Annotated in this window: 25 protein-coding genes and 1 pseudogene; 23 read left to right on the forward strand and 3 right to left on the reverse strand. The window is 54.5% G+C overall.

Going from position 1 to position 25,808, the window contains the following annotated elements; translation table 11 throughout:
- The first annotated feature begins 4 nt into the window (after window positions 1-4).
- The 16 genes from ABY734_RS10320 to ABY734_RS10395 all read left to right on the forward strand — a co-directional run bounded on the left by ABY734_RS10320 (window position 5) and on the right by ABY734_RS10395 (window position 13,090).
- Window positions 5-1,261: a glutamate-5-semialdehyde dehydrogenase gene (locus tag ABY734_RS10320; protein WP_372778994.1), complete on the forward strand. Its 1,257-nt coding sequence runs from the start codon at window positions 5-7 to the stop codon at window positions 1,259-1,261.
- The gene (nadD, locus tag ABY734_RS10325) at window positions 1,261-1,890 is read left to right on the forward strand and encodes a nicotinate-nucleotide adenylyltransferase (RefSeq protein WP_372778995.1); all 630 of its coding nucleotides are present in this window, start codon (window positions 1,261-1,263) and stop codon (window positions 1,888-1,890) included. The genes ABY734_RS10320 and nadD overlap by 1 nt, the downstream gene beginning before the upstream one ends.
- A gap of 13 nt (window positions 1,891-1,903) precedes the next feature.
- A complete protein-coding gene (gene rsfS / locus ABY734_RS10330) occupies window positions 1,904-2,251 on the forward strand; it encodes a ribosome silencing factor (protein WP_372778996.1) in 348 nt (115 codons plus the stop codon).
- The gene (rlmH, locus tag ABY734_RS10335) at window positions 2,241-2,708 is read left to right on the forward strand and encodes a 23S rRNA (pseudouridine(1915)-N(3))-methyltransferase RlmH (protein ID WP_372778997.1); all 468 of its coding nucleotides are present in this window, start codon (window positions 2,241-2,243) and stop codon (window positions 2,706-2,708) included. Before rsfS ends, rlmH begins: the two co-directional genes overlap by 11 nt.
- Window positions 2,709-2,719: 11 nt before the next feature.
- Window positions 2,720-4,615 (forward strand): penicillin-binding protein 2, encoded by a 1,896-nt coding sequence (gene mrdA, locus ABY734_RS10340; protein ID WP_372778998.1) that lies wholly within the window; start codon window positions 2,720-2,722, stop codon window positions 4,613-4,615.
- Window positions 4,612-5,757 (forward strand): rod shape-determining protein RodA, encoded by a 1,146-nt coding sequence (gene rodA, locus ABY734_RS10345; RefSeq protein WP_372778999.1) that lies wholly within the window; start codon window positions 4,612-4,614, stop codon window positions 5,755-5,757. The genes mrdA and rodA overlap by 4 nt, the downstream gene beginning before the upstream one ends.
- 28 nt (window positions 5,758-5,785) lie before the next feature.
- A complete protein-coding gene (gene mltB, locus ABY734_RS10350; protein ID WP_372779000.1) occupies window positions 5,786-6,763 on the forward strand; it encodes a lytic murein transglycosylase B in 978 nt (325 codons plus the stop codon).
- Window positions 6,760-7,587: a septal ring lytic transglycosylase RlpA family protein gene (locus ABY734_RS10355; RefSeq protein WP_372779001.1), complete on the forward strand. Its 828-nt coding sequence runs from the start codon at window positions 6,760-6,762 to the stop codon at window positions 7,585-7,587. The genes mltB and ABY734_RS10355 overlap by 4 nt, the downstream gene beginning before the upstream one ends.
- A gap of 19 nt (window positions 7,588-7,606) precedes the next feature.
- On the forward strand, window positions 7,607-8,773 hold the full coding sequence (locus ABY734_RS10360; protein WP_372779002.1) for a D-alanyl-D-alanine carboxypeptidase family protein: 1,167 nt from the start codon (window positions 7,607-7,609) through the stop codon (window positions 8,771-8,773).
- The gene (locus ABY734_RS10365; protein WP_372779003.1) at window positions 8,773-9,042 is read left to right on the forward strand and encodes a YbeD family protein; all 270 of its coding nucleotides are present in this window, start codon (window positions 8,773-8,775) and stop codon (window positions 9,040-9,042) included. The genes ABY734_RS10360 and ABY734_RS10365 overlap by 1 nt, the downstream gene beginning before the upstream one ends.
- The gene (lipB, locus tag ABY734_RS10370; protein ID WP_372779004.1) at window positions 9,042-9,716 is read left to right on the forward strand and encodes a lipoyl(octanoyl) transferase LipB; all 675 of its coding nucleotides are present in this window, start codon (window positions 9,042-9,044) and stop codon (window positions 9,714-9,716) included. Before ABY734_RS10365 ends, lipB begins: the two co-directional genes overlap by 1 nt.
- Window positions 9,717-9,719: 3 nt before the next feature.
- Window positions 9,720-10,724: a lipoyl synthase gene (gene lipA / locus ABY734_RS10375; RefSeq protein ID WP_372779005.1), complete on the forward strand. Its 1,005-nt coding sequence runs from the start codon at window positions 9,720-9,722 to the stop codon at window positions 10,722-10,724.
- 71 nt (window positions 10,725-10,795) lie between these two features.
- A complete protein-coding gene (locus ABY734_RS10380) occupies window positions 10,796-11,134 on the forward strand; it encodes a HopJ type III effector protein (RefSeq protein ID WP_372779006.1) in 339 nt (112 codons plus the stop codon).
- Window positions 11,135-11,374: 240 nt separating this feature from the next.
- Window positions 11,375-12,016, forward strand: coding sequence for a CDP-alcohol phosphatidyltransferase family protein (locus ABY734_RS10385; protein WP_372779007.1), 642 nt, complete (start codon window positions 11,375-11,377; stop codon window positions 12,014-12,016).
- Entirely contained in the window at window positions 11,997-12,641 is a 645-nt protein-coding gene (locus ABY734_RS10390) for an HAD family hydrolase (protein ID WP_372779008.1), read from the forward strand. Before ABY734_RS10385 ends, ABY734_RS10390 begins: the two co-directional genes overlap by 20 nt.
- Before the next feature lie 29 nt (window positions 12,642-12,670).
- Window positions 12,671-13,090 carry a hypothetical protein gene (locus tag ABY734_RS10395; protein ID WP_372779009.1) on the forward strand — a complete coding sequence of 140 codons (420 nt, stop codon included), beginning with the start codon at window positions 12,671-12,673 and terminating at the stop codon, window positions 13,088-13,090.
- Between the two features lie 29 nt (window positions 13,091-13,119).
- Here ABY734_RS10395 and ABY734_RS10400 read toward each other — a convergent pair whose 3' ends face one another.
- Both ABY734_RS10400 and ABY734_RS10405 read right to left on the reverse strand, forming a co-directional pair.
- Window positions 13,120-14,355 (reverse strand): alpha/beta hydrolase fold domain-containing protein, encoded by a 1,236-nt coding sequence (locus ABY734_RS10400; RefSeq protein WP_372779011.1) that lies wholly within the window; start codon window positions 14,353-14,355, stop codon window positions 13,120-13,122.
- 85 nt (window positions 14,356-14,440) lie between these two features.
- Window positions 14,441-15,139, reverse strand: a complete 699-nt coding sequence (locus ABY734_RS10405; RefSeq protein ID WP_372779013.1) for an EthD domain-containing protein — start codon at window positions 15,137-15,139, stop codon at window positions 14,441-14,443.
- A gap of 296 nt (window positions 15,140-15,435) precedes the next feature.
- Between ABY734_RS10405 and ABY734_RS10410 the strand changes: the two genes are divergently transcribed.
- The 4 genes from ABY734_RS10410 (at window position 15,436) to ABY734_RS10425 (ending at window position 19,121) form a co-directional block, all read left to right on the forward strand.
- Entirely contained in the window at window positions 15,436-16,266 is an 831-nt protein-coding gene (locus ABY734_RS10410) for a hypothetical protein (protein ID WP_372779014.1), read from the forward strand.
- Window positions 16,267-16,394: 128 nt separating this feature from the next.
- The gene (locus ABY734_RS10415) at window positions 16,395-17,894 is read left to right on the forward strand and encodes an FAD-dependent oxidoreductase (RefSeq protein WP_372779016.1); all 1,500 of its coding nucleotides are present in this window, start codon (window positions 16,395-16,397) and stop codon (window positions 17,892-17,894) included.
- On the forward strand, window positions 17,891-18,271 hold the full coding sequence (locus ABY734_RS10420; protein WP_372779017.1) for a cytochrome c family protein: 381 nt from the start codon (window positions 17,891-17,893) through the stop codon (window positions 18,269-18,271). The genes ABY734_RS10415 and ABY734_RS10420 overlap by 4 nt, the downstream gene beginning before the upstream one ends.
- Window position 18,272: 1 nt before the next feature.
- On the forward strand, window positions 18,273-19,121 hold the full coding sequence (locus ABY734_RS10425; protein ID WP_372779018.1) for a DMT family transporter: 849 nt from the start codon (window positions 18,273-18,275) through the stop codon (window positions 19,119-19,121).
- On the opposite strand, the pseudogene ABY734_RS10430 reads toward ABY734_RS10425, so the two are convergent.
- A pseudogene (locus ABY734_RS10430) lies at window positions 19,096-19,428 on the reverse strand (GreA/GreB family elongation factor); the annotation flags it as partial. The gene ABY734_RS10425 and the pseudogene ABY734_RS10430 sit on opposite strands and share 26 nt — an antisense overlap.
- A 131-nt stretch (window positions 19,429-19,559) precedes the next feature.
- Between ABY734_RS10430 and gmtY the strand changes: the two are divergent.
- Genes gmtY through gmtX form a run of 3 tightly spaced genes read left to right on the forward strand, consistent with a single transcriptional unit; the run spans window position 19,560 to window position 25,765 of the window.
- Window positions 19,560-20,948, forward strand: a complete 1,389-nt coding sequence (gmtY, locus tag ABY734_RS10435) for a gamma-mobile-trio recombinase GmtY (RefSeq protein ID WP_372779020.1) — start codon at window positions 19,560-19,562, stop codon at window positions 20,946-20,948.
- Window positions 20,949-20,981: 33 nt separating this feature from the next.
- Complete coding sequence (locus ABY734_RS10440) at window positions 20,982-25,178, forward strand: VPA1269 family protein (protein ID WP_372779021.1); 4,197 nt, start codon at window positions 20,982-20,984, stop codon at window positions 25,176-25,178.
- On the forward strand, window positions 25,175-25,765 hold the full coding sequence (gene gmtX / locus ABY734_RS10445) for a gamma-mobile-trio protein GmtX (protein WP_372779022.1): 591 nt from the start codon (window positions 25,175-25,177) through the stop codon (window positions 25,763-25,765). The genes ABY734_RS10440 and gmtX overlap by 4 nt, the downstream gene beginning before the upstream one ends.
- The last annotated feature ends 43 nt before the right edge of the window (window positions 25,766-25,808 follow it).

The following is a 25,808-nucleotide window of genomic DNA, read 5'->3' on the forward strand; positions in this document are numbered from 1 at the left end:
ACACATGACTATTCAGGACACCATGATCACCATGGGCCGTCAGGCGCGAGAAGCCTCGCGCATTATGGCGGCACTGGGCACGGGCGAAAAAAATGCGGCGCTGCAGGCGATTGCCAAGGCGATTGATGCCGCACGGGCAGCTATTGCCGAGGCCAATGCTAGGGATCTGGCGGCTGGCCGCGACAATGGCCTCGATGCAGCCCTGCTGGATCGCCTCGAGCTGACCCCGGCGCGAATCGACGGCATGATCGAAGGCCTGCAACAGGTAGCGGCGCTGCCTGATCCGGTCGGAGAGATCAGCGACCTGAACTATCGCCCCAGTGGTATTCAGGTGGGCAAAATGCGCGTGCCGCTGGGCGTTATCGGCATCATCTACGAGTCGCGCCCCAATGTGACCGCCGAGGCGGCCAGCCTCTGCCTTAAATCGGGCAACGCTGCGATTCTGCGCGGCGGTTCTGAAGCCATCCATTCCAACCAGGCTATCGCCGATTGCATTCGCAGTGGTCTGGCCTCTGTTGGTCTGCCGGAAACGGCCGTGCAGGTGGTGGCGACCACCGACCGCGCTGCGGTGGGCGCCCTGATCACTATGCCCGACTATGTGGATGTGGTGGTGCCGCGTGGCGGCAAGGGGCTGATCGAGCGCATCTCGCGAGATGCGACGGTGACCGTTATCAAGCACCTCGATGGCATCTGCCACGTCTATATCGACGACGAGGCCGCTGCGGACAAGGCGCTGGCTATTGCTGTTAACGCCAAAACCCACCGCTACGGCACCTGCAATACCATGGAAACCCTGTTGATTGCGGCTAGCCGTGCGCAGGAACTGTTGCCGGGTATTGCGCAGCAGCTGCAGGCAAAAGGCGTGGAGCTGCGCGGCTGTGAGCAGAGCCGCGCGATTGTGGCTGACATGCTGGCAGCCGACGACAGCGACTGGGCGACAGAATATCTGGCGCCGATTCTTTCGGTGAAAGTGGTCGGGGGACTGGACGAGGCGATTGCCCATATCAATCAGTGGAGCTCTCAGCACACCGACGCCATTGTCACCGAGAATTACAGCAAGTCCCGACGCTTCCTGCGTGAAGTGGATTCCAGCTCGGTGATGGTAAACGCCTCCACGCGCTTCGCCGACGGCTTTGAATACGGGCTCGGTGCGGAAATTGGCATCTCTACCGACAAAATCCACGCCCGCGGTCCAGTGGGGCTGGAAGGCCTCACCTCGCAGAAGTACATTGTGCTGGGCGACGGACACATCCGGCAGTAATGGCGCACGCGATCCTCGGCGGCACCTTCGACCCGATTCATCGCGGGCATGTGGAGTGTGCCGTGGAGTTGCGGCAGCGTTTGGGGTTTTCCCGGCTCGATCTGGTCCCCTGCCATCTGCCGGCTCACCGCAACTCGCCCGACTCCTCCGCCAGCCACCGTCTGGCCATGGCGCGCCTGGCGACTGCCGGTATTGCCGGTGTCGGAGTGGACGATCGCGAGCTGCGTCGCGAAGGTCCGTCCTACACGGCAGATACGCTGGCGGAGCTGCGCGAAGTGTTGGGCCGGGATGTCAGTCTGACGTTTGTTATGGGTGGCGATGCCTTCAACACCCTGCAGCACTGGGCGCGCTGGAAATCCCTGTTTGAATTTGCGAATGTGGTTGTCATGGAGCGGGACGGAGTTGCGTGTCAGCCCGCCGCGGAAGTGATTGCCTATACTGAACCGCGCCGGGTTGACGCCCAGAAGATAACGGCACAGTCCAGCGGCGGTTTTGCTCGTATAGCGCTGCGGCCGTGGCCGCAGTCGGCCACGGAAGTGCGTCGCCGTCTGCAGGCAGGCGAGCCGCTGGGTGACTGGTTGCCCGAGGCGGTATTGGGCTATATCCGCGAACACCGGCTTTATCTTTAAAATCTGGAGACACATGAAATCTGTTGAATTGGTGGAACTTGTCAAAACCGCGCTGGACGATATGAAGGCGCGAGACGTGGTGGTGCTCGACGTGCGCGACATGACAGGTGTGACGGACTATATGGTTGTGGCCAGCGGCACCTCCAACCGCCATGTAAAGTCTTTGGCGAACAACGTGATTGATGAAGCCAAACAGCAGGGCATTAAGCCCTTCGGCACGGAAGGGGACAATGTCTCTGAGTGGGTGCTGGTGGATTTCGGCGATGTAGTCGTCCATACGATGCTGCCGGAAGCCCGCACCTTTTATGATATTGAGCGTCTCTGGTCGGTGCCGGCGGGCAAACCGGGCGATGCGGATTAAACTGCTCGCGGTGGGTACCCGTATGCCGGCGTGGGTGGAGTCGGGCGTGGCGGAATACCGCAAGCGCCTGCCCGCCGAGTTCAGTCTGGACATACAGGAGATCCCGCTGGCCAAGCGGGGCAAAAATGCGGATATCCGCCGCGCCCGGCAGCAGGAGGGTGAGGCGCTGCTCAAGGCGGTGCCGCGTGACGATCTTATCGTGGCGCTGGATGTTACCGGCCGCTCGCTCAGCACCGAAAAGCTGGCCGAGACTCTTGGCGGCTGGTACGACGAAGGTCACAATGTGAGCCTGCTGGTGGGCGGGCCGGACGGGCTTGATCCAATGTGTCTTCAGCAGGCCCGACAGCGCTGGTCGCTGTCCGCCATGACCCTGCCTCACCCGCTGGTGCGGGTGATGCTGGCCGAACAGATTTATCGCGCCTGGAGTATTCTCCAGGGCCATCCCTACCATCGATAAGCGCAATCAGGATGCCGCCAATCGATCGACTGAAAGACCCCAACCGCGAGCGCACTCTTTTTGGTCGCCGCTATCTGGTGGCCATTCTGGGTATGGGGGTTCTTCTGGGGGTGATCTGTGGGCGCTATATTTACCTGCAGGTGATGCAGCATGAACTCTACCAGGTGCAGTCGGATCGCAACCGTATCCAGTTGCAGCCCATCCCTCCCAAGCGCGGCCTGATCTACGATCGCAACGGCGTGCTGCTGGCAGAAAACATTCCCAGTTACAGTCTGGTGTTGATCAAGGAGCGGGTGCCGGATATCGACAGCACACTGGCCGAGCTGGCCAAACTGATTGACATAGATGACGACGATATAACGAAGTTCAAGCGTCGCCTGCGCCATCGTCGCCCCTATCAGGCGGTTCCGCTGAAGCTGCGTCTGACCGAGGAGGAGATCGCGCGCTTTGCGGTGAATCGCTATCGGCTGCCGGGGGTGGACATTGATGCCCAGCTGATCCGCTACTACCCGCAGGGCGAGCTGCTGGCCCATGTGCTGGGCTATGTGGGGCGGATCAACGAGCGTGAAATGGAGCAGATCGATACGGTCAACTACAGCGCCACCAACCATATCGGCAAGCTGGGCATTGAGCACTTTTACGAGGATTCCCTGCACGGCACCGTTGGCTACCAGAACGTGGAAACCAATGCCCGGGGCCGGGTGTTGAGAGTGCTGGAGCGGCACCCGCCGATTCCCGGCGCGGATCTGGTGCTCAATATCGACGTCAATCTGCAGCGGGTGGCCCACGAGATCCTGGGCGATGAGCGCGGTGCCATTGTGGCGATCGACCCGGCCGACGGCGGGGTGTTGGCGATGGTGAGCACACCCAGTTACGACATCAACCTGTTTGTGGGCGGGATCAGCAGCGAGAACTATAGGGCGCTGCGCGAATCCCCGGATCTGCCCCTGTTCAATCGCACCCTGCTGGGTCAGTACCCCCCGGGCTCTACGCTCAAGCCAATCTTCGGGCTCGGTGGGCTGCACTACGGCGTGGTGACCCGGCGCACAACGGTTTACGATCCCGGGTGGTACAAGCTGCCTTACGACGAGCGGATTTATCGGGACTGGAAAGCTGGTGGTCACGGCAACCGGATCGATCTGCATCAGGCGGTTGTCGAATCCTGTGATGTTTACTTTTACGACATGGCCTACAACATGGGCATTGACCGTATTCACGAGTTCGGATCCCGTTTTGGTCTGGGTCAGCGCACCGGTATTGATAATGACAACGAGCGAGCCGGCTTGCTGCCTTCTCGGGAATGGAAGCGCGAAGTCAAAGGTTCCCACTGGTTCCCGGGTGAAACGGTCAACGTCGGCATCGGCCAGGGGTTTATGTTGACCACACCGATGCAGCTGGCGGTGTCGACCGCGGTGCTGGCGAGTCGGGGTGAGCGCCGGGTGCCGCGCATTGCGCGCAGCATCAATGGCGTGCCGGTGTCGGCACCGATCAAGCCGCAGGTGGAACTGGCCAATGAAAGTGACTGGGATTACATGCACGAAGTGATGGAGGATGTCGTGCATGGCCCCCGCGGTACGGCCAAGAATATTGCCAAGAATCTGGACTATCGCATCGCTGGCAAAACCGGTACTGCCCAGGTCGTCAGCATCGAATCACACGAGGATTATGACCCGGAGCAGGTGGCCAAGCGTCAGCGCGATCACGCCTTGTTTGTCGGATTTGCACCCGCTGACAACCCGAGTATTGTTCTGGCTGTGGTTGTGGAAAATGGCGAGGCGGGTGGTCGCGTGGCTGCACCTATCGCGCGCCGCGTATTCGATGCCTACCTGCGTCCTGATACCCTCAAGCATCAGCCGAAGCTGAATCCCGCTACGCTCAAGGCCGCTGTAGGAGACGAAGAGGTATGAGTCACTCAGACTTCATTCGCCAGTTACCGCGCGACCACCACGCCCAAGATATTCAACGCAACATTTTCCAGCGTTTGCGGCTGGACCTGACCCTGTTGGTTCTGTTGCTGACGCTGACCGGCTTCGGGCTGGTGATTTTATACAGCGCCAGCGGTGAGAGCGCCGCGATGGTGGCGCGGCAGGCGCGCTACCTGCTAATTGGCTACATTGTGATGTTTGCGGTTGCCCAGGTGAACGTTGAAAGCCTGAAACGTCTGGCGCCGATCGCCTATGTGGCGGGCATAGGCCTGCTGTTGGGCGTGGCCTTTTTCGGCGACGGTGCCAAGGGCGCCCAGCGCTGGCTTTCCATCGGCGGTTTCCGTTTTCAGCCCTCCGAGGTGCTGAAACTGGTTCTGCCGATGACTCTGGCCTGGTATTACGCGATGCGGCCGCTGCCGCCGCGTTTCAGCGCGGTGATGAGCGGACTGGTCATCCTGCTGGTGCCCGCCTTCCTGATTGCGCGCCAGCCGGATCTGGGGACCGCCATCATTATTGCCTCCTCCGGTATTTTCGTACTGTTCCTGGCGGGTATCGGCTGGCATATCATTGCCGCCGGCTTTGCCCTGCTGGGCGCGGCAGCCTGGCCGATCTGGGAGTTTGTGCTGCACGACTATCAGCGCGGGCGGATTTTGACCATGCTCAACCCGGAGCGCGACAAGCTCGGCGCTGGTTGGAATATCATCCAGTCGCAGACGGCCATCGGCTCGGGCGGGGTTGACGGCAAGGGCTGGCTGCAGGGAACCCAGTCCCACCTGGATTTTCTGCCGGAGAGTCACACCGACTTTATTGTCGCGGTACTGGCCGAGGAATTCGGCCTGCGCGGCGTGCTGGCGCTGGTGCTGGTCTACCTGTTGCTCATTTTGCGCGGGTCCTGGATTGCGGTCCATGCAAAACACAGCTTTGGTCGTCTGTTGGCGGGGAGTATAACGCTCACTTTTTTTGTCTATGTATTCGTGAATATGGGGATGGTGTCGGGATTGCTGCCGGTAGTTGGTGTACCCTTGCCCCTTGTCAGTCAGGGCGGTACGTCGCTGGTGACTCTGATGATTGGATTTGGCATTTTAATGAGTATTCGCGCCGACGAGCGCTTTATCCACCAGTAATCATAAAAACGGAAGGTTTCTGAACACGATGCGTAAAGCCCTGATGTCCCTCGCGCTGCTTCTGTCGCTGCCGGCAGCCTCGTGGGCGAATTATCTGGATCACGAGCAGGCAAGACCGTTTACCGACCGGATGGTTTCCGAGCACGGCTTTGAACGCAGCCGGGTCGAAGCGCTACTGGCGCAGGCCGAGCGCAAACAAAGCATTCTGGACGCTATTGCCCGCCCGGCGGAGCGCACCCTGGAGTGGAAGGACTACCGCAGGATATTCATTCAGGAGTCCCGAATAGAACAGGGCGTCGAGTTCTGGCGCGAGCACCGTGCCACGCTGGAGCGGGCCCATAAGGAATACGGGGTGCCGCCACAGATCATTGTTGCGGTCATCGGGGTCGAAACCCGTTACGGGCGCCACAAGGGCAACTACCGTGTGCTCGATGCGCTGGCGACCCTGGGCTTTGACTACCCGCCCCGCAGTAAATTCTTTGGCAAGCAACTGGAGGAATACCTGCTGATGACGCGCGAGCAGAGCCTGGACCCGCTTGAATTGAAGGGCTCATACGCCGGTGCCATGGGCTTCGGCCAGTTTATTCCCAGTAGCTATCGCAGTTTTGCCGTTGATTTCGACGGCGACGGTGTTGCGGATATCGTCAACAATCCGGTCGATGCCATCGGCAGTGTTGCCAACTATTTCGCGCGGCATCACTGGCGTCAGGGCGAAGCCGTGGTGCTGGCCGCCGATGTGGCAAAGCAGCATGATGCCGAGGTGTTCGAGGCCGGCCTGAAGCCAAAGTGGAGCGTGGCCCAGCTGGCTGACAAAGGGGTGCGCAGTTATGCCAAGCTTGACGGCGACGCCATGGCCAGTGCAATTCGCTTTATCGGCGACGAGGGTGAGGAGCATTGGCTCGGGCTGCACAATTTTTATGTGATTACCCGCTACAACCACAGCTCCATGTATGCGATGGCGGTGTATCAATTGAGTCAACTGGTGGCCCAGCGTTACACACAATGAAGCGGACCTTGTCGTATTGGGCTTTGGCCCTCTGTCTCGTGCTGCCGGGCTGCTCTTGGCTGAAGGATTCACCGCCGGTGCCGCCATCGGGGCCAGCTAAAGACAGTGCGCCCAGGCAGGTGCTGGACCCCGCGATGATCAACGATGCGGTGCCGCGCTGGGAACCGATTACCTCGCGCGGAAACGTCAGCCCCTATGTTGTTATGGGGCGTCGCTATGAGTTGATGACGGATTATCGCGACTACCGGGAACGGGGCATTGCGTCTTGGTATGGCACCAAGTTTCACGGACGCCTGACCTCTAATGGCGAGGTCTACGATCTCTACAAAATGACGGCCGCCCACAAAACGCTGCCCATCCCGGTCTATGTGAAAGTGACCAACCTCAATAACGGTCGCACGGCGATTGTGCGAGTCAATGACCGGGGGCCCTTCCACGGTGACCGGATCATCGACCTCTCTTACGCGGCGGCGGTTAAGCTGGGCTTCGCCGATCAGGGCACGGCGCCAGTGGAAATCAGCGTCATTGATCTGGATAATAAACAGCTTGCCAGCGATCCGGCCCGCGAACGTGCGCCTGGCGCAAACTATTTTCTGCAGGTTGCGGCGTTTCAGGTAAAGGGCAGTGCCCTGCGCCTGCAGGCGGAATTGGCAGGGCGGCATGAGTTGCCGGTGCATATTAGTGCCAGCAATGACTCTCCGCCTTTTCATCGTGTTCGCGTTGGCCCGTTCACCGATTATCTGGAAGCCGAGCGGGTGCGGCGGATGTTAGAGCGCGACAACTACGGGCTCGCGTCCATCGTCACCGACAACAGCAAACCCTGAAAACTTGAAACGGAAACCCATGTCCTATACCAAACGCCTTCTAGCTCTGCTGTTTATGTTGTTTCCCGTCTGGGCGGCCGCCCAGCCTTCGCTGATTCCGGCCCCGCCGCAGATCGCAGCCAAAGCCTGGATTCTGATGGACGCTGACAGCGGCGAGGTCATTACGGAACATAGGGCTGATGAGCGCCTGCCGCCGGCCAGTCTGACCAAGCTGATGACCAGTTATGTGCTGTCCTACTGGCTGGAAAATGGTCAGGTAGCGAACGACGATATCGTTACTATCAGCAAAAACGCCTGGGCTCAGAATCCCGTATTCAAGGGCTCGTCCCTGATGTGGCTTGAAGTCGGAAAGCAGGTCTCACTGGGTGAGCTGCATCGCGGTATTGTGGTGTCGTCAGGCAATGACGCTACCGTGGCTGTTGCCGAATATATTGCCGGCAGTGAGAAATCCTTTGCCGAGGTGATGAACCAGCATGCCTATCAGCTGGGCATGGAAAACACCCATTTTACGAATTCCCACGGTCTGCCCCACGAAGATCAGTACTCGTCAGCCAGGGACATGGCGCTGCTCGCAAAGGCAATCTTGGGGTACCCGGCAGAATACGCGCTCTACAGCGAAAAAGAGTTTACTTACAACGGGATTCGCCAAACCAACCGCAATCGTCTCCTGTGGAGCGACCCGAGTGTTGATGGCTTGAAGACCGGGCACACTGAGGCGTCTGGCTATTGTCTGGTAGCCTCTGCAGAGCGTGAAGGTATGCGCTTGATTTCCGTGGTGATGGGGACCAAAAGTGAGTCTGCGAGAGAGCGAGAAACGCAGCGTTTGCTGGCCTATGGCTTTCGCTTCTTCGAAACTCACCATCTCTACACCTCCGGTACCGAGTTGAGCACGAGTCGGGTCTGGAAGGGCGCAGCAGACTCCGTAAGCCTTGGTGTGAAAGATGAGGTGCACCTGACCATTCCCCGCGGTAAGCACAAGGAGCTGGAAGCCGCGCTCAGCGTCGATGACGTGCTGACGGCCCCGATTAGTGAAGGCCAGGAATACGGTGAACTGGTCGTGTCGCTGGATGGTGAGGAGCTGGTCCGCACCCCGCTGGTGGCACTGCAGAACGTCGAGGAGGGCGGCATCCTGAAACGCCTGTGGGACGCCATTGTCTTGTTTGTTCTTAATTTGATTGGCCGCTGATGACTGAGCCAGAAGCCCCGAAAATTGAATTTCCCTGCGCCTATCCGATCAAGGTGATGGGCGACGCCAAGCCGGATTTCAGCGATCTGGTGGTCAATGTGATGAGTGAGTTTTGCGGGCCCATCGACCCGCAGGATATCCGTGTCAAACTGAGTCGAACCGGTAAATGGTGCTCGGTGTCTGTCACGATTACCGCGACTGGCGAGCGCCAGCTGCAGGCCATTTTCGAGGCGCTCAAGGCAACCGGCCGCGTTCAGATGGTGCTGTGATGGCGGCGCCCTCAACGCTCACGGTGCGCTGGCTGGGCCAGAGCGAGTACGAGCCGACCTGGCACGCGATGCAGGATTACACCGCCAGCCGTGGCCCCGATAGCGCCGACGAGCTGTGGCTGCTGGAGCACCCCGCAGTATTTACCCAGGGGCAGGCGGGCAAAGCCGAACACCTGCTGGCCCCCGGTGATATCCCCGTGGTGCAGGTGGATCGGGGTGGTCAGGTCACCTATCACGGCCCGGGACAGCTGGTCGGCTATGTGCTGCTCGACCTGAAGCGGCTCGGTATCGGTGTGCGGGCGCTGGTTACCGCCATCGAGGAAAGCGTTGTTGCTCTGCTGGGCGAATACGGTGTCAGCGCGGCACCCCGTGCCGATGCCCCCGGGGTCTACCTTGAAAATGGTGCCAAAATCGCGCAAGTGGGCCTGAGAGTGCGCCGAGGCTGCAGCTTTCACGGCCTCAGCCTCAATCTGGATATGGACCTGAGCGCGTTCCAGCGCATCAATCCCTGTGGTCATGCCGGCATGGCGGTGACCGATCTCGCTACTACCCTGGAGCGAGCGGTTGATCTGGCCCGCGTTGGCATGCGTCTGGCCGAGATATTTCGGGGGGCCTTGGGTTATTCTGCCTGCGATCACGTGTACAATGCGGGGTTTCCCTGTAGTTCGAGGTAAGTCATGACTGAGCAAACCGACAATACACCGGCAGCCAAACGCGCTCGGGGTCGGGCTGCGCAGCGCCCGGTGGTTCAGGGCGAGAAGCTTCGCGGTGCTGAAAAAGTAGCGCGGATTCCGGTAAAGGTCATTCCGACCACCGAATTGCCCGTCAAGCCCGACTGGCTGCGGGTGCGGATTCCGGCCAGCCCTGAAGTGGGCCGCATCAAGAATGTCCTGCGCAAGCACAAACTGGCCTCGGTCTGTGAAGAGGCCCAGTGCCCGAACCTTGGTGAATGCTTCAGCGGTGGCACGGCCACTTTCATGATTATGGGCGAGATCTGCACCCGTCGTTGCCCCTTCTGTGATGTTGCCCACGGTCGTCCCAATGCGCTCGACGAGAACGAGCCGCGCGAGCTGGCGGAAGCCATCGCGGAAATGCAGCTCAAATATGTGGTGATAACGTCGGTCGACCGCGACGATCTGAAAGACGGCGGCGCCGAGCATTTCGCCCAGTGTATTCGCGAAACCCGTGCTCGCTCGGAAGGTATCCGTATTGAGGTGCTAGTACCGGATTTTCGCGGTCGCATGGATATCGCGCTGGATATTCTGGCGGCGGAGCCCCCCGATGTCTTTAACCACAATCTGGAATCTGTGCCCAGCCTGTACCGCAAGATTCGTCCCGGTTCTGACTACCAATGGTCACTGGATTTGCTCAAACGCTACAAAGAACGTCGTCCGGAAGTGCTCACCAAATCCGGCTTGATGCTGGGGCTGGGTGAAACCCGTGAGGAATTGATTCAGGTTATGCACGATATGCGCGAACACGATATCGACATGATCACGCTCGGTCAGTACCTGCAGCCCAGCCGCGACCATTTACCGGTCGATCGTTTTGTGCACCCGGACGAATTTGATGAATTTGCGGATATCGCCAGAGAGTTGGGCTTCAAAAGTGTTGCCAGTGGCCCTCTGGTGCGCTCGTCCTACCACGCCGATAAGCAGGTCGATCTCAGTTTGCTTAAGTAAGTGCTTCCGTGCCAACGCTCGCCTGCGCCGCAGGCGAGCCCCATCTTTTTTGCTTTTTCAGGAATTTCGTCATGAGCCCCAAACAATTGCTGGACGCCCTGCGTACCGGACCTGTTGCCTTTAGTGAGGTTATGCAGGTGATTGATGAGCATTACGTGTTCACGCCCACCGCTTTTCGCAATGGTGATGTGCACAACGAGGCGGGCAGTAACAATGGGTCATGCAAAATTTTTGCCTTTGCCCAACTGCACGGCCTTGATGAGAAGGCAACGCTTAATGCGTTCGGCGATTTTTATACTCAAGATGTGCTGCAAAATCCGGCTGGTGATGACCATGCGAATATCCGGAATTTTATGCGCAGCGGCTGGCAAGGTATTGTTTTCAGCGGCGCTGCATTAACGCCGCTGTAGCTATTTTGCTACAAAAGAATTAATCAAAAAACGCCGGATTTTCCGGCGTTTTTTCGTTGTAGTGCCGTTTTTTACGTTGGGTGCCCACCGTAAAAAGACGACCACTTCACAAAGTCATTATTCTTAACTTACAGCCCTGTGCAGTATTCACAGGAACCCCTTATGCCTTCTGGTAATCCAATACCCTCAACTTAAGCTTTGTTTTGTCTGCTTGTAGAAAACCTTCTGTAAGGAGAACCAATGGCAAACTGGATTACGAGTGGGCGCTGCCTGTTACTGTTGGTGGTTGTTCTGTTGATCTACTTTGGCAGTCCGGCCATGCAGTTGTTCAACGCGCTGCTGGTGGTGGTGATGATCAGCCTTGATGGGCTCGATGGCTATATCGCGCGCAAGCGTGGAGAGGAGTCGGTGTTTGGCGCCACCTTTGATATTGCGGCCGATCGCATGGTGGAAAACGTACTGTGGGTCGTGCTGGCCCATGTCGGCTTGATTCCCGTGTGGGTACCTCTGTTGTTTATTGCCCGTGGTGAGCTGGTTGACGCCATCCGCAGTCACGGCGCCGCCCAGGGCACAGCGGCCTTTGATATGCTGCGCAGCCCGCTGGCCAAGGTCATTGTCGGTGGACGTTTTATGCGGGCATTTTATGCGGTCGTCAAAGCAACGACTTTTACCTGGGTCATTTTCTGGAGCGGTGTGGCCTCGCTCTCGTCTCCGTTCTGGGCCGAATGGTCCAGCCTGATCGACATGATCTCTCAAACCCTGATAGTAACCTCCGCGGCTCTGTGTATCTTGCGCGGAGCGCCGGTTGTGATTGAGTTTGTTGCAGCCCGCAACGAACACAATGAAGGTCAGGAGGGCTCGCGTGAAGCTGGTGCTGTTTGATATCGACGGCACGCTGGTGACAAAACCGGGCAGTGAGCTGCGTTTCTTCCACTACCTGCGCACACGCCGGGTGCTGGGTGTGCAGAACTATCTGGCGGCAGGCCTGTTTACCCTGTTGTGTCTGCCGCGCTACGGCCATCATGTGCTGCGCAAAAACAAAGCCTGGCTGAGTGGTTTAAAGAAGGCGGAGATCGCGAGTCACGCTGAGCAGTTTGTCTGCGAGGAGCTTGCGCGGCACCTGATCAGCGACAGCGTTCGGCGCTTGCGCAGCCACCGTCACGCGGGAGACTGTGTTGTCCTGTTGTCGGGCACCCCCCAGTTTATCGCGGATCCGCTGGCACGCTATTTGGGCGCTGAGTTTGCGGTGGCGGCGCGCTGCGCCGACGACGGAAATCGCTTTCTGGCGCGCCCGCCAGTCCGTCATCCCCTGGGGCGCAGCAAAACAGACGCCGCAAAGCAGATAGCAGAACGCTGTGGTCTGCCGCTGTCGCAAGCCACAGCTTACGGCGATTCCTGGAGTGATTCGCTGTTGTTTGAGGAGGTTTTGCAATCTATCGCCATTCGGCCGGATCGTCGATTGCGCCAGTTAGCCCAGCGCAAGGGCTGGGAAATAGTCACCAGTTAACGCTGCGCAGGCAGTGTAAGGAGAGCTAAATGAAAATATGGAAAAGGATATGTATGGCGGTGGTTTTGTCGATGCCGATGGCGGGGCAGGCCGCGTCGATAGCGTCAGATCAGGTGGCGCGTCTCGACAGCATCGTCAATCTGAATAAAGGCCAGGCAGAGGAAATTGAAAGCCTGCTGGTGGAATCCGAGGGTAAAACCGAGCAGCTAAGTCGGAAAATCCAGGCGCTCAAAATTCAGCTGGGTCAGGAAATTGGTCCTGAGTTTGACGAGAAGTCGATTCGGCACCATTCAAAGCAGCTGGGCGAGCTGAGCGGTGAGTTGACCGCAGAAACGGCATTGCTGCAGGCTCGGATTCAGACCGTGCTGACTGAAGATCAACGCGCCATTCTGCTCAAACGAGCCCAGCAAATGCAGCCTCAGGCAGGCTCGCCAAAGCATTCCCAGTAGCTATGCACTTCTTGGTTGCCAGCCGGGACTTACTGTTGGTCAAGGTGTTCTTGGTGCAGGGCCGTCAGGAAATATTCCAGCGCGTAAATTACCTGCAGGCTGCGCCGTGAATACCAGAGCTCGAAGGCGTGTTGGGCGTGGGGAAGTTCCGCAAAACCCACGCGAACGCCGCGTATTTCTCGCAGCGCTTTGTAGAGCGCATGCGATTCTTCAACCGGGGCCAGTGTGTCGCCGTCGCCGTGTATAAGCAGCATCGTTGGTGCCTGGTCACTGACGTGAAACAGGGGGGACGCCTGCTGCCAGCGCTCCGGCTCCTCGCTGAGCATGCACTTCAGTACCCGCTTGCCAACCAGCTCTTCCAGCCCTTTATGACGCCGCTGGCTGAGACTGTTGGTGAAATCATAGATGCCGTAAAAGGGCACTGCGCCCTGCACTCGGGTATCTTCGGCTTCGAAGCCCGGCTGGAAGGCCGGTTCATTGGCCGACAGGGCGAGTAGGGCGGAAAGGTGGCCGCCTGCAGAACCGCCGGTTGTGATAATGAAATTCGGGTCGCCACCATAGTCGGCGATGTGCTGTTTCACCCACACCAGTGCCCGTTTGCAATCGATAATGTGGTCCGGGAAGGTGGCGCCGGGGCTAAGCCGGTATTGCACTGTTACGCACACCCAGCCTCGGCTGGCGAGCTGGCCCATCAAGGGCAGGGCCTGTTGATCCTTGTTGCCGATAACCCAGGCGCCGCCGTGAATCTGCAGCAAGACCGGCGCATTCGGCGGCAAGTTTTCCTGATGAAAAATATCCAGCTTCAGCGGGCGCCCATCCTGTTCGTGATAGGTTACGTTGCGAACCCGACGAACGCCCGGCACTTTAAAGGCAAAAGGATTGATCAGTTCAGACAGCTCCGGACGCGCGGGAATATCGCGGCGGCGCTCGGGAGGGATTGCGTCGATAAAGTCCTCACCGAGAATCTGCCGTGCCGCTCCCAGCACTTCGGTGCGGGCGCCGTCAGCCTGGGAGTAAAACTGTGCCAGTGCCAACCAGGAAGCACCGGCGATCAACACGGCGGAGGCATCCAGCAGGCCGTATAGGCCGCCGCCCGCAATCAGGCCGATGGTGATAAGAAACTCGATAACAATAATATGCAGCGGCAGTTCGCCTACCAGCAGTCCGAAGATGAAGCTGACCACGCCGAATATTTCGGGTTTGCCACGCCAGGGGTGATAGCAATTCCAGGCAAGCCAGGCCCAAAACAGGGATAGGATCAGCATACTGCCACTCTTTTTTGTTATTCGTTCATAAATTATTCGTTGTCGGTGAAGCGCCGATAGGCTCTTGGTTTACCGGCGTTTCACATCACGGTACAAGGTATTCACTCATGGGTATACAGTCAATCTTGTCGAAGTCGATAAAGCGGGCGCAGCTCTCCATCATGATTTTTTCCCGTTCTTGCTGTAGTTCGGGTTTACCCTGCGCATCGTAAAAGGCTTCACGGCCGTGTATCGCGGCCTCCGGAAAGTTCTCTTCCACAATGGCGTCGATCGGCGGTGCGTTGTCCGTGAGTGCGCGCGCCACGACATTCTGGCGGTAGCCAAAGGTGGATTGAGTCTCAATGGCGATGTCCGTGTGGCTGCCATGCCAGATGTCAATCCATTCGCTAAAACTCAGCCGCTCGGGCTTTTGCAGAAACACCACCTGATTCATGCCCGTGGTGCGCTCGCCTGGCGCAGGAATATGGGTGGTGTTAAGCAGCGGCTCGGATTCGGTTACCAGATAACCGCAGAATTTCTTGCAATGATCTCCGAGAATGCGTTCTACGCCTTTGCGGTTAATGGCACTGTCCAGCCAGATCGAGAGAATCGCATCTGCGGCAGGTTTCATGCTTTCCAGGCGATAACCTGCCGCAGCATCGACGTCAGAATCCGATACGCACAATCTTATTAGGTGAGGCGTTTCACCTCTGAGTTCGGCGCTGGCTTTATCGCGCAACAGCTCCCGAAAGTCGTCGGCTGAGGCCGAGTCTTCTTTCCACAGCAAGTAAATGATTTTTTCCATGTTGTTGTCTCTGTAGTGGGCAATCTGTAGCGACAGCGTAGCTCAATCCACGCCTTGCTGACACCGCACAAACTCCGGATGGCCAGCTGTCCGCAGATTTAGGGCCGCTGGTTTAAATCTTTGAAGTTTCTTGTGTGGGCGGCGGCATGGCATCACGCCACTTTTTTGCCGCGAATGCCCCAGTTGTGCGTGCTGTCACAACAAGTAAGCACTGTAAATATTTACTGAAACTTGAAGCGCGGGGCCTCGTCCCAACTAGTAAGAACAGGCAAAACCAGAAGCAAAAGGAGGAGCATATGTTTGTTAAGAAAACGCTGGTTGTAAGTTTACTTGCAGGTAGTGGCCTGGCGGTTGCGCAGGGCCCAGTGGGGACTGGTAGTTTGCCTGGTGGGCTCGGTGAGACGCTGCCATTTAGTGTGAGCGGTCAGTCTTCTTTGGAAGCTGAACCCCTGACCAGTGCCGCAACGCCGAACGGCAACGCCGGTGCGAATTTCAGTGTTTCAGAGTTTCTGTCGGGTTCTGTGTTTACTGACGCCAATTCACGGTCGTTGCCGGGCTTGGCGCAGCAGACCGCCGGTTTCGTCCAGAGTCAGGGCGGCGGTGGTGGAGGAAGTGAGCCTTCTGCGCCATCGGCTCCGGAGCAGCCGGCCGCGCCCGATAACCCCGTGGCAATGAGCGGAGGGGATATGGATAGTGATTCGGCACCGGGCCCTGAAGACTTTGTAAGCGCCGCGTCGAATAGCGAGCCGCCCACCCAGGACGATCTGGAAAACCGGGCATCGGCCACCCAAACCCAGCTGATGGGGGTCGAGGCTACTGTAGCCAGTACAGAGTCTCCTGAGGCGCCTTCAGATTCTGCGGCACCGTCGGCACCCGAGGGTGGGAATGATGGTGCAGCGCCCTCTCAACCGCAGCAACCTGCCTTTCCACCCGAGGGCGGCGCGCCTGAGGATGATGGCTTTCAGGTAGCGTTTGGTATGCCCTCAGATGCTGAAGAGCAGTCGCCGCTGCCGCAGCCCTTTGCCTTGTCAGAGATTGTGAATATCACAGTCACTCTGGAGGCTGAACGCCCCTCGGATTCCGGTGGTGGTTCAGCGCCTGAATCAGGTGACGCGCCTGCGGCCTGATGATCCCGGCAATCCAAACCAGCGGTTTAATGAATTAATCCCGCTGTAGCATTTCAGCCAGCCCGCCCTTTGTCGGCGGGCTTTTCGTGTAAGCTCTCCTGAAACCCGGTGGCTCAGGAAGGTTTACGGTGAATAACGAACTAACCCGGCGTTCGATGTTAGCGGGTCTGGCGGCGGCGCCTCTCAGTGCTTCGGCCCTGACCGCAGGTTCCGTGCGCAGCTGGTTTGCGAGTGTCGATGTCATTGTGGTCGGCTCCGGTGTCGCCGGAACCGCTGCGGCCATTGAGGCTTGCGCCGCGGGCGGCACGGTACTGGTGCTGGAAATGCTGCCAAAACTCGGCGGTTCTTCGGCAATGTCCGGCGGAGTGGTTTACTGTGGCGGCGGTACCGCCCTGCAAAAAGCCTGCGGCGTTAGCGACAGTGAAGAGGCCATGCGTGATTACATCACGGCGGCCAGTGGTCTCTATGCCCAGTCAGAAAAAATAGACCTGTACTGCGAGCAGTCCCCCGCCCATTTTGACTGGCTGGTTCAACAGGGTGTTCATTACGAGCCATCGTTTACCGCTGAAAAGGGCCTGCCGGGCAGTGCGGACTCCCTTTATTACTCGGGCTCTGAGCAGGTTGCCGAGTTTGCGCGGCAGACGCCTCCCGCGCCGCGCGGTCATGTGCCGGGCTACTCCGGCTGGACGGGCGGGCGCAGCCTGATGGAGGCTCTGATACCCTCGGCCCAAAAAGCCGGCGCGAAGTACCTTACAGGGGTTACCTGTAAGCGGCTGATTGCCGAATCCGATGGTCGCATTGGCGGCATACAGGTAGAAATGGACGGCGAAACCCGACAGCTGCGCGCCAAAAAGGGTGTGGTACTGGCCGCTGGCGGCTTTGTTCACAACTCCGACATGCTGCAAACTTACGCGCCTGAACTGGCGCAGTGTTCGGTGCCCTGGGGCAATATGGGCGATCAGGGGATGGGCATACAAATGGGCATCAGTGCTGGCGGCGCCACCGCCCAGATGCACCACGGTTTTGCGATCATGCCCCTGTATCTCCCCGACCATGTGTTAAAGGGCATTGTGGTCAATCAAAACGGGCAGCGTTTTATTGGCGAGGATCACTACCACGCTTTCCTCGGTCATGAGATTGCCTTTCATCAGCAGGGCAAGGCTTGGTTGATCACTGATAAAACCAGCCAGTACGGCTATGACGACTACCGGGTGGCGGAAGTGGCGCGTGGCAAAACGCTGGATGAATTGACCGGCCAGTTGCCCATGCCCAAGGACGCGCTGCTGGCGTCTGTCGCCTACTACAACCGGCATGCGCGCAAGCAGCGGGACCCTTTATTCGGCAAGGTGAAAGAGTATCTGAGCCCCCTGCGTGAGGCGCCTTTTGTTGCCTACGATCTGAGCGTGGACAAGGCTTTTTTCCCGGCCCATACCTTTGGCGGTTTGCGCACCAGTGTGGACAGCCAGGTCTTGAACGGTTTTGGCGAAGCGATTCCCGGGCTCTATGCGGCCGGGCGCACATCCGCAGGCTTGCCGGTGGCGCCCTATATTGCGAGCGGGATTTCTCTGGGCGACGGCAGCTTTTTCGGGCGGCGCGCGGGCCGTCATGCTATGGGGGTGCGCTCATGATTCGTCTGATTAGTTTAGTGCTGTTTTTGTCGGTTCCTGCCTTGGCGGAAATGCCCGAAGGGGATGCGGAGCGCGGCCGCCTGAAGTTCGGGGCCTGCCGCACCTGCCACTACCCGGAGCAGGCAGTGGGTCACAATAACGGCCCGAGTCTGTGGAATATTTTCAACAAGCGCGTAGGCAGTCAGCCCGGTTTCGACTACTACAGCGACGCCTTGAAACAAGCCGATTTTGTCTGGACGCCCGAGCTGATGAATGTCTGGCTTGCCGACCCGCAGAATTTTCTGCCGGGCAATATGATGATGAGCAAAGGTATTGCGGATGCGCAGGACCGCGCCGATGTGATTGAATACCTCAAGACCTTTTCTGAAGCGCCCTGATGTGACTCACCATCCCCTCAAGGCAGCGGCCTGGATGGCCGGTGCCATTGCCTCCTTTTCTGCCATGGCGATCGCGGCGCGCATCGTGCTTGGTGATCTGACGCCGCTGCAGCTGATGTTCTACCGCAATATTATTGCGGTTTCGGTGCTGCTTTGTTGCTTCCCTTTTATCGGCGTTTACAGGCTGCGAGTGCGGCAGCCCGGCGTGCAACTGCTGCGTCACAGTGTGCATTTTCTGGCGCAATACGCCTGGTTTGTGGCCATTGCGCTGATTCCGCTGGCGCAGGTATTTGCGCTGGAATTCACGGTGCCGATCTGGTCGCTGCTGTTTGCGGCGGTGCTGCTGGGAGAAAAGATTACCGCGCCGCGCGTCGCGGCGGTGGTGCTCGGTTTTCTCGGCACCTTGTTGATCGTGCGGCCGGGACTGGTGGAGCCGGAGACCGGCACTATGGTGATGCTGGCCGGAGCCTTTGCCTTTGGTATCGCGCATACCCTGACCCGCAAAATTACCCTGACCGATTCACCGATGTCGGTACTGGTTCTGATGAATCTGCTGCAATTGCCGATGGCGGCGCTGGCCTTTTCCTTTGATCCGATATGGCCGCCCGGCTGGCAGTGGCCCTGCCTGATTTCCATCGCGCTAACCGCATTGACGGCTCATTACTGTTTGACCAAAGCCTTGTCGCTGGCGCCGGCCAATGTGGTGATCCCGATGGATTTTCTGCGCCTGCCCTTGATCGCCCTGCTGGCCTGGCTGATTTTTCAGGAAGCGGTTTCGGTGTGGGTGTTTGCCGGTGCGGCATTAATGCTGGTGGGGGTGTGGATCAACCTTCGTAGCGAATCGAGATAATAGCGTACTCGCGCTCGCCTTCGGGTGTGCGCACGACGATCTCGTCGTCGAGACGCTTGCCCAGCATGGCCTTGGCCAGTGGTGAGTCCATCGACAGTTTGCGGGCTTTCAGATCAAACTCGTCCGGCCCGACAATCCGGTACTCCACGGTCTCTCCTTGTTCGTCTTCCAGTGTCACCCAGGCGCCGAAAAAGACTTTGTCTTGGTCCTCAGGAGCGCGGTCAACCACCGTCAGTTCGTCCAGGCGCTTGGTCAGAAAGCGAACCCGGCTGTCGATTTCGCGCAGTCGGCGCTTGCCGTAGATATATTATAACCCCACTCAATTTTATACTATTTAAGCCTTATACCACGTAAATGCTAGATTGCGTTGTAGGAATAAGCTTACCTACTCCGATGAAATAACCCTATACTATGTAATAAATACTTTGGCGGCGATCCATGTCATATGTTGTAAAGATAAAGGCGAGGTACACAACAAATATATATCGGAAAACATTTCGGTTGCCGGCATTGCTTACTGAAAATGGACTTCTAATTTCCCACCTTCGGTTCCTGGCAGAAAATTCGAATAAGAGTCAATCGTGGATCGAGCGAAATACCTATTCCGTAATGCTGTTGGTAAAGTACATCAACGCTAATGGCAATAAATTTGTTGCTGGGTCTGATCTGCTAAGGTCATTTGTTATCGCCCTAACCTTTGGGACAATCGATCGTGACACACTAGAAGACAATTCCGGATTGTATTGGTCACCGAGAAAGGCTCGTGATGCCAATATAATCCTGTATCACATAACCAGTTACACGGATTTCCTTTCCGAGAAATCAGGTCACAAAGAAAATAGGATAAATCCATTTAGAAAGGCAACTTCTATCGAGGAGCGTCTAAATTATTGCGCACATATTCATCGGCAAGATCGGTCTTTTTTGAAGCATTTATCCCAGCAAAACAAAGAGAAATACAATTTGAACCTCGTCCGAAAAATAAGAGCGCACAGGCCGCCAATGTATCGGCTAGAGGACTTTTTCAGGTTTCCCGCTTCAAAAATATCTAAGCTACTTAACGATGGATTCGTGAGGCGATATTCTACTATCGGAATGCCGCCGGAGGAACGTACTGATTTTAAGAATCAGGCGATTACATATTTGATGCATTTTGGTGGACTCCGAAAAAGTGAGATATTCCACATTTACGAAAGCGATATATTGGTAGACGAAAAACGATTGGAAGCAGTGGTTCGCGTTTTTCATCCTTCAGATGGCGAATCTCCAGAATATAAATATAACAATCGACGGGAATATTTACTGAAAGAGTTTGGCCTTCCGCCTAGAACTGATTACCCTAAAACAGAGCGTCTTCATGCGGGTTGGAAGGATCCGTTGCTGACAGACCGAAGGAATTTTTTCCAAGTAATATTTTGCCCCACTTCTGCGGCTAGAGAGTTTCTTTATATTTGGACTAGTTACCTAAAATATCAGAGGGTGGCGCCCAGTGATAATGCCAAACACCCTTATGCTTTTACAAATAGTAAAGGTGAACCTGAAACGATAAAGAATTTCCAGCGTATGCATTCAGATGCGGTAAGGCGCATCGGTCTAAGTCCCAAAAAAAATGAAGGAACTACGGAGCATGGGCACAGGCACGCATACGGTTATGAGTTGGCTAAGCGCGGTTTTAACCAGTATGAAATTCAGAAGGCGATGCATCACAAAAGCCCTGACTCTTGTCTGATTTATATACAAGCTAGCGGTGTAGAAATTCGTGATGCGATGAAGAAGACTGAGGCGGGAGAAAAAAGCGATTGTGTTAGAGGGAAGTTCAATGAATAGAAACATCCTTCTTCGGCTTGCTTTTCAATAAGAATGACTGAAAGTACTTATAAATACTGGCTACACGCTAGTCATGCAGCGATCGGGTTAGGGATAAAAAGTAAGCGCGAATATCGAAGGCGCTATAAAGAAGACCCCCTTCTCCCGAAATTCCCAGAAGAATATTATAACGATATTTGGAAAAGTAATAACGAATGGGATGGATTTCTTACCCATCGGTCCAATCGACGGGCTGATCAAATTTATCAAACGTGGGGGCAGGCTAGCAAAGCAGCTCAGCGATTAGGGATTAAGAATTCCTCAGACTACAAGCAGCGATATTGGGAGGATTCGTGTCTACCACGCAACCCTGACAATCATTACGCGAGTGATTGGAGGAAGAATGGTGGTATAGACGGCTTTCTAGGTAAACCCGTAGTGTCACACTACGACACATGGGAGGAGGCAGCAGAATCAGCTAGAAAGCTCAAAATGGTCTCTGCGAAAGATTACGTAAATCGTCGTGATAGAGACCTTCGCTTACCTGGAAAGCCTGAAGAAAAATATAGAACCGAATGGGGTAAGCGAGGTGGATGGCAAGGTTTCTTGGATACAGGGTATCTCAAAAATAAGTATAAAACATGGGATTTAGCTAGCAAAGCAGCGATAGCCCTAAATATCAAAAGTGCGGAGCAGTATTATCGGCAGTATAAAAAGGATCCAAAGCTTCCTAGATCTCCCCAAATAGCGTATCCAGAAATTTGGAGGGATGCCAATGGTTGGAAAGATTTCTTGGGTACTACGAGCAGAAGAAAGATATTTTTTGCGTCATACGCTGAAGCTTCGCAGGCCGCTCGAGCACTAGGCATTACAAGTCAGAAGGAGTACGTCGAAAAATATAAACTTTGCCGACAGCTCCCGGCAAAGCCTAATAGGATTTATGAAGACGTATGGTTACAAAACGGAGGCATGAAAGGATTTCTTGGGGTTGGTTACTCTGGGAAGTTCTATGAACAGTGGCATGTTGCAAGCGCCGCTGCTAAGGCGCTGGGATTTGAGACACCTAAGGACTATATTCAGAAGCATGCGCTAGACCCTAAGTTGCCCGCAACCCCAAGAGATAAATATAAAGATGTTTGGGTGAAAAATGGTGGCTGGAGAGGTTTCTTGGGTGGTGGCCGAGTGCTAAATCCTTATGAAAGTTGGGGTGATGCGAGCGTTGCAGCGAAGAAATTGAAGATTAAATCGTGGCAACAGTACGCAACGGAACATAAAAAAGATATTAGATTGCCTGCTGCGCCAATGAATCAATATTCAGATGTGTGGAGCGAATATAACGGTTGGCATGGATTTCTGGGAATAAAGACAGAAAGGGATTTCTGGTATAAAACTTTAGATGAGGTGCGAGCTGCTATTCGCAGGCTTGGTATTAGAAATCTTTCAGAGTACAGAGCTCACTATAAAGATGATAAGGGATTGCCAGCAAATCCAAATCGTATATTTTCCAGCTTTCCTGGGTGGCCTGATGTCGCGTTACCGGTTAGATATCGATGTTTGGGCGATGTCAAATGGGCTGTAAAAGTACTTAAGATCAAGAATAGCGTTGAGTATAAAAAAGCAAGGAGGGCCTATCCATCTTTGCCAGCTCATCCGGAACTTAAATTCAAGGAAGAGTGGGTTGATTGGTTCGATATGTGCGATATCCCTCGGTTCTATGAATTTGACGAATGCAGAAATATAGCTATAGCAAATGGTGCTTCAACTCAGAATGAGTACAGAAGGCTATGCGTAAAATTAAAAGATCCTCGTATGGCTAAAACGCCGGATCAAGTCTATCTGGAGGAGTGGAAAAATTGGTATCACTTTTTAGGGCGGAAAGAGCCATATGTTACAAAGAATATAGATGCCTCGTTTGACGCTTGGAAAAAAAGTTTTGACGAATTTCTAAGTTGTTCTCGAGCATCAAAACAGAAGGAGTCATATTTATGTAGGTTCTTGCGCGATTATATTGCTAAGTATGATCTAGCTGGTACGCCGGAAGAATTTGTCTCTAGGAAAGATCATGAGCTGTGGAGTTTTCAGGTTTTTTTAGATGAGCAGTCGTCAATTTCAGTTGGAAATAAAATTCTGATGACGCTGAATGAGTACTTTGAGTACGTTATCAGTATGAAGATGACATTTGAAGACTTGGAATCCGGCGAGATTAGAAAGATTAATAATGCAAGAAACCCATTCAATAACTATAGAAATAAATCAGGCGTTGAGTCTACTAGGCGTGATGAGTCTGTAAAGCCATCGTTGGCATTTCAGTTCGTGGACGAGTTGAGGCGATGGATTGTGCCGGATGGTGCGACAAACTTTCAGGATCTTAGACATCTTCAAATCTTTGATGCAGATTGGGTGAATGTTGACGAGGAAACAATTGATTTTAAAGATCCTAATTGCGTAATAAAGTTCGAGCATGGTCGCTACAAAATTTGGTGTCCTGTTTATTGGATGCATACCTACGCACTTTGTAGTGTCCCCGCTCGAGGGAAACAGCTTGCGTATAATGATTCTGGTGAAGCCGACGTAGATATTCCCATTGTTAGTGGGGATAAATTATCTTGGACGAAAAATAGAGGTCAGCTCGCTGGTATGCTGGACAAGCAAGGCTTTATCAAAAAATTAAATGACGATGCTTGCGGCATGTATTTCACAACAAACAAAACAGGTTATCAGGGAAGTGGGTACAGTGTGCCGTGGATTCCCGAAAGGCTCGCCTATTGGATGATAATCCTTAGAGAGTGGCAGTCAAAATATAACCCAATTGAGGAGCCGACGGCTTGGTTGTCTTGTCGGCGCACACTGTTAAATGAATCACAACTGCGTGCGAAGGGTGCCAATTGTTTTTTATTTCGTGATTACAATGATATTGAGCCAGGGCATTTTCAAGGCAGGTTGGCGGCTCGAATTGCTGCTGGCTTGTACTATAGCCAACCGAAAGATTTGAAATTGGCTTCGCTTGTTGGTCAGAAGGAGATTCTTGCTCACTATAAAACTGATTATCCACCGCATAGTATGCGAGTTTCTTTGATAACTGCATATGCGACGGAGTTCGGCCTTCCTCTTGATGTGATCATGAAAGTTGTTGGGCATGCGTCGATAGTTATGTCGCTATACTACGTGAAATCGTCGCCAGAGACGCTTAAGATGAGGATTGATGAGGGTGAAAAGAGAGCTTTAAAAAATAAAGCTAGTTTTGCACAAGCTATGATGGAGCAAAATAGAATTTCGGAATTGCGTGGAGAACTAATTGGAAGCGATGGCAAAGATGCTTACCAGACGTATGCGTCTCAACCGCCCGGTAGCTTTTTATTTCGAGACTATGGTATTTGTCCCTATGCAGGCTCTAGATGCTCGGATGGGGGCGAGCTGCTTGGAAAAAAGAGAGTCCGCTCTCAAGTCGTCAGTGGCTACCTCGGACGTCAGAATTGTGTGAGATGTAGGCATTTCATAACTGGTCCGGCATTTCTAGGTGGCCTGATTTCTTTAGAGAATGAAATATCCTTAGCGGCCAATACACAAGCTGAACACTATCAAGGGTTGGTCGATGCTCTTGAGCTTGTAAATATTCAGATAAAAGAGGAAACAGAAGTTTTCTATGATAGGGCAAAAAGAGGTGATGGCCTTGATGATGGTGCTCTATATTCACTTGACCAGAGGAAACGAAAAATCACATCAGAGTTAGAGAGTGCAGCTGAAAAACTAGACCTTCTTATGTGTGATATGCAAGCGGTATCTAGTTTTGTAGCTGATTGCCTCGATATAATTAATAACACTGCTTTAGATGCTAATAGTCGGAATAAATCTGTCTCGCTAGTAGCAGATAAATATAGTGAACTGAGTAGTTCGTGGGAAGAGGTTTCTCATTTCCATCAATTATGCGAGGTGTGTGAAAACGCAGAAATATTTGAGTCTTCTTCAGCTAAAAATGCCGTAATACCCAGATCCCAAATGCTCGACCGTATGGCTGACCTCAATAAGCTTTCTCCACGATTATATAATCTTTCTCCTGATCAGCAGCTTATTTTGGGCAATCAGGTCGTCAGACTTCTTCTGAGTAGATTGCGGACGTGGGAGTCGGTAGATAAGGTTGTGAAGGGTGAAGTAAGAATTAGCGACTTGTCGTTTGATCAGTCTATATCAGATGACGAATTCAAAATAATATTTTCAGAATGTCGAGCATTGGTGCCTGGGGTAGATCCATGAGCCCAGAAGACACATTGGAGCATTTGAAGAGCATAAGCTCTAGTAGGATTCATTCGACACTAGACGCTATTTATAAAGTATGTTGTCAGCAGCGTGAGTTAGGTAATTCTGATTTTTCTATAGCTACTATAGCGAAAGTCGGGACGGATCTTGGAGTTCCAAAGGCACAAAGTATAAGAAACAGTACGGGGGAGAATTATCGTATCCTGATAAAGTCTTTTCGTGATTCTGTAAAGTCTGGATCTATTAAAAAAAATGCAAAGGGCAAGGACTCATGGATTGCAGACATTGAAGATCCTGGTTTACGGCTTCTCGTGCAAGTTCAGGCCGCAGAGTTGGCAGAGGCTAATCGTCTGATTTCAGAATTTCTGCCGCCGGGCTTAGAAATAAAAGTCACAGATAATATTATAAAAGCTGAGCTCAATTTAATTGAGCGAAGAGCACTGGAATACCTGGTGTCTTCCAGTTTTTTGGAAGATGCCGGATTAATACTTGGATCTCGCGGTGATGTCTTAGACGAGTCAGGTAAAACAGTCTTTCCTGTGGGCACTATAGATGCACTTCGAAAGGCTCTTGATAGCTTATAGTGTCGAGCTTATTGATTAGGTATGTACCATCGATGTTGCTTAA

It is taken from the genome of Litorivivens sp. (assembly GCF_041624475.1).
In the GTDB taxonomy this organism is placed as follows: Bacteria; Pseudomonadota; Gammaproteobacteria; order Pseudomonadales; family Spongiibacteraceae; genus Litorivivens.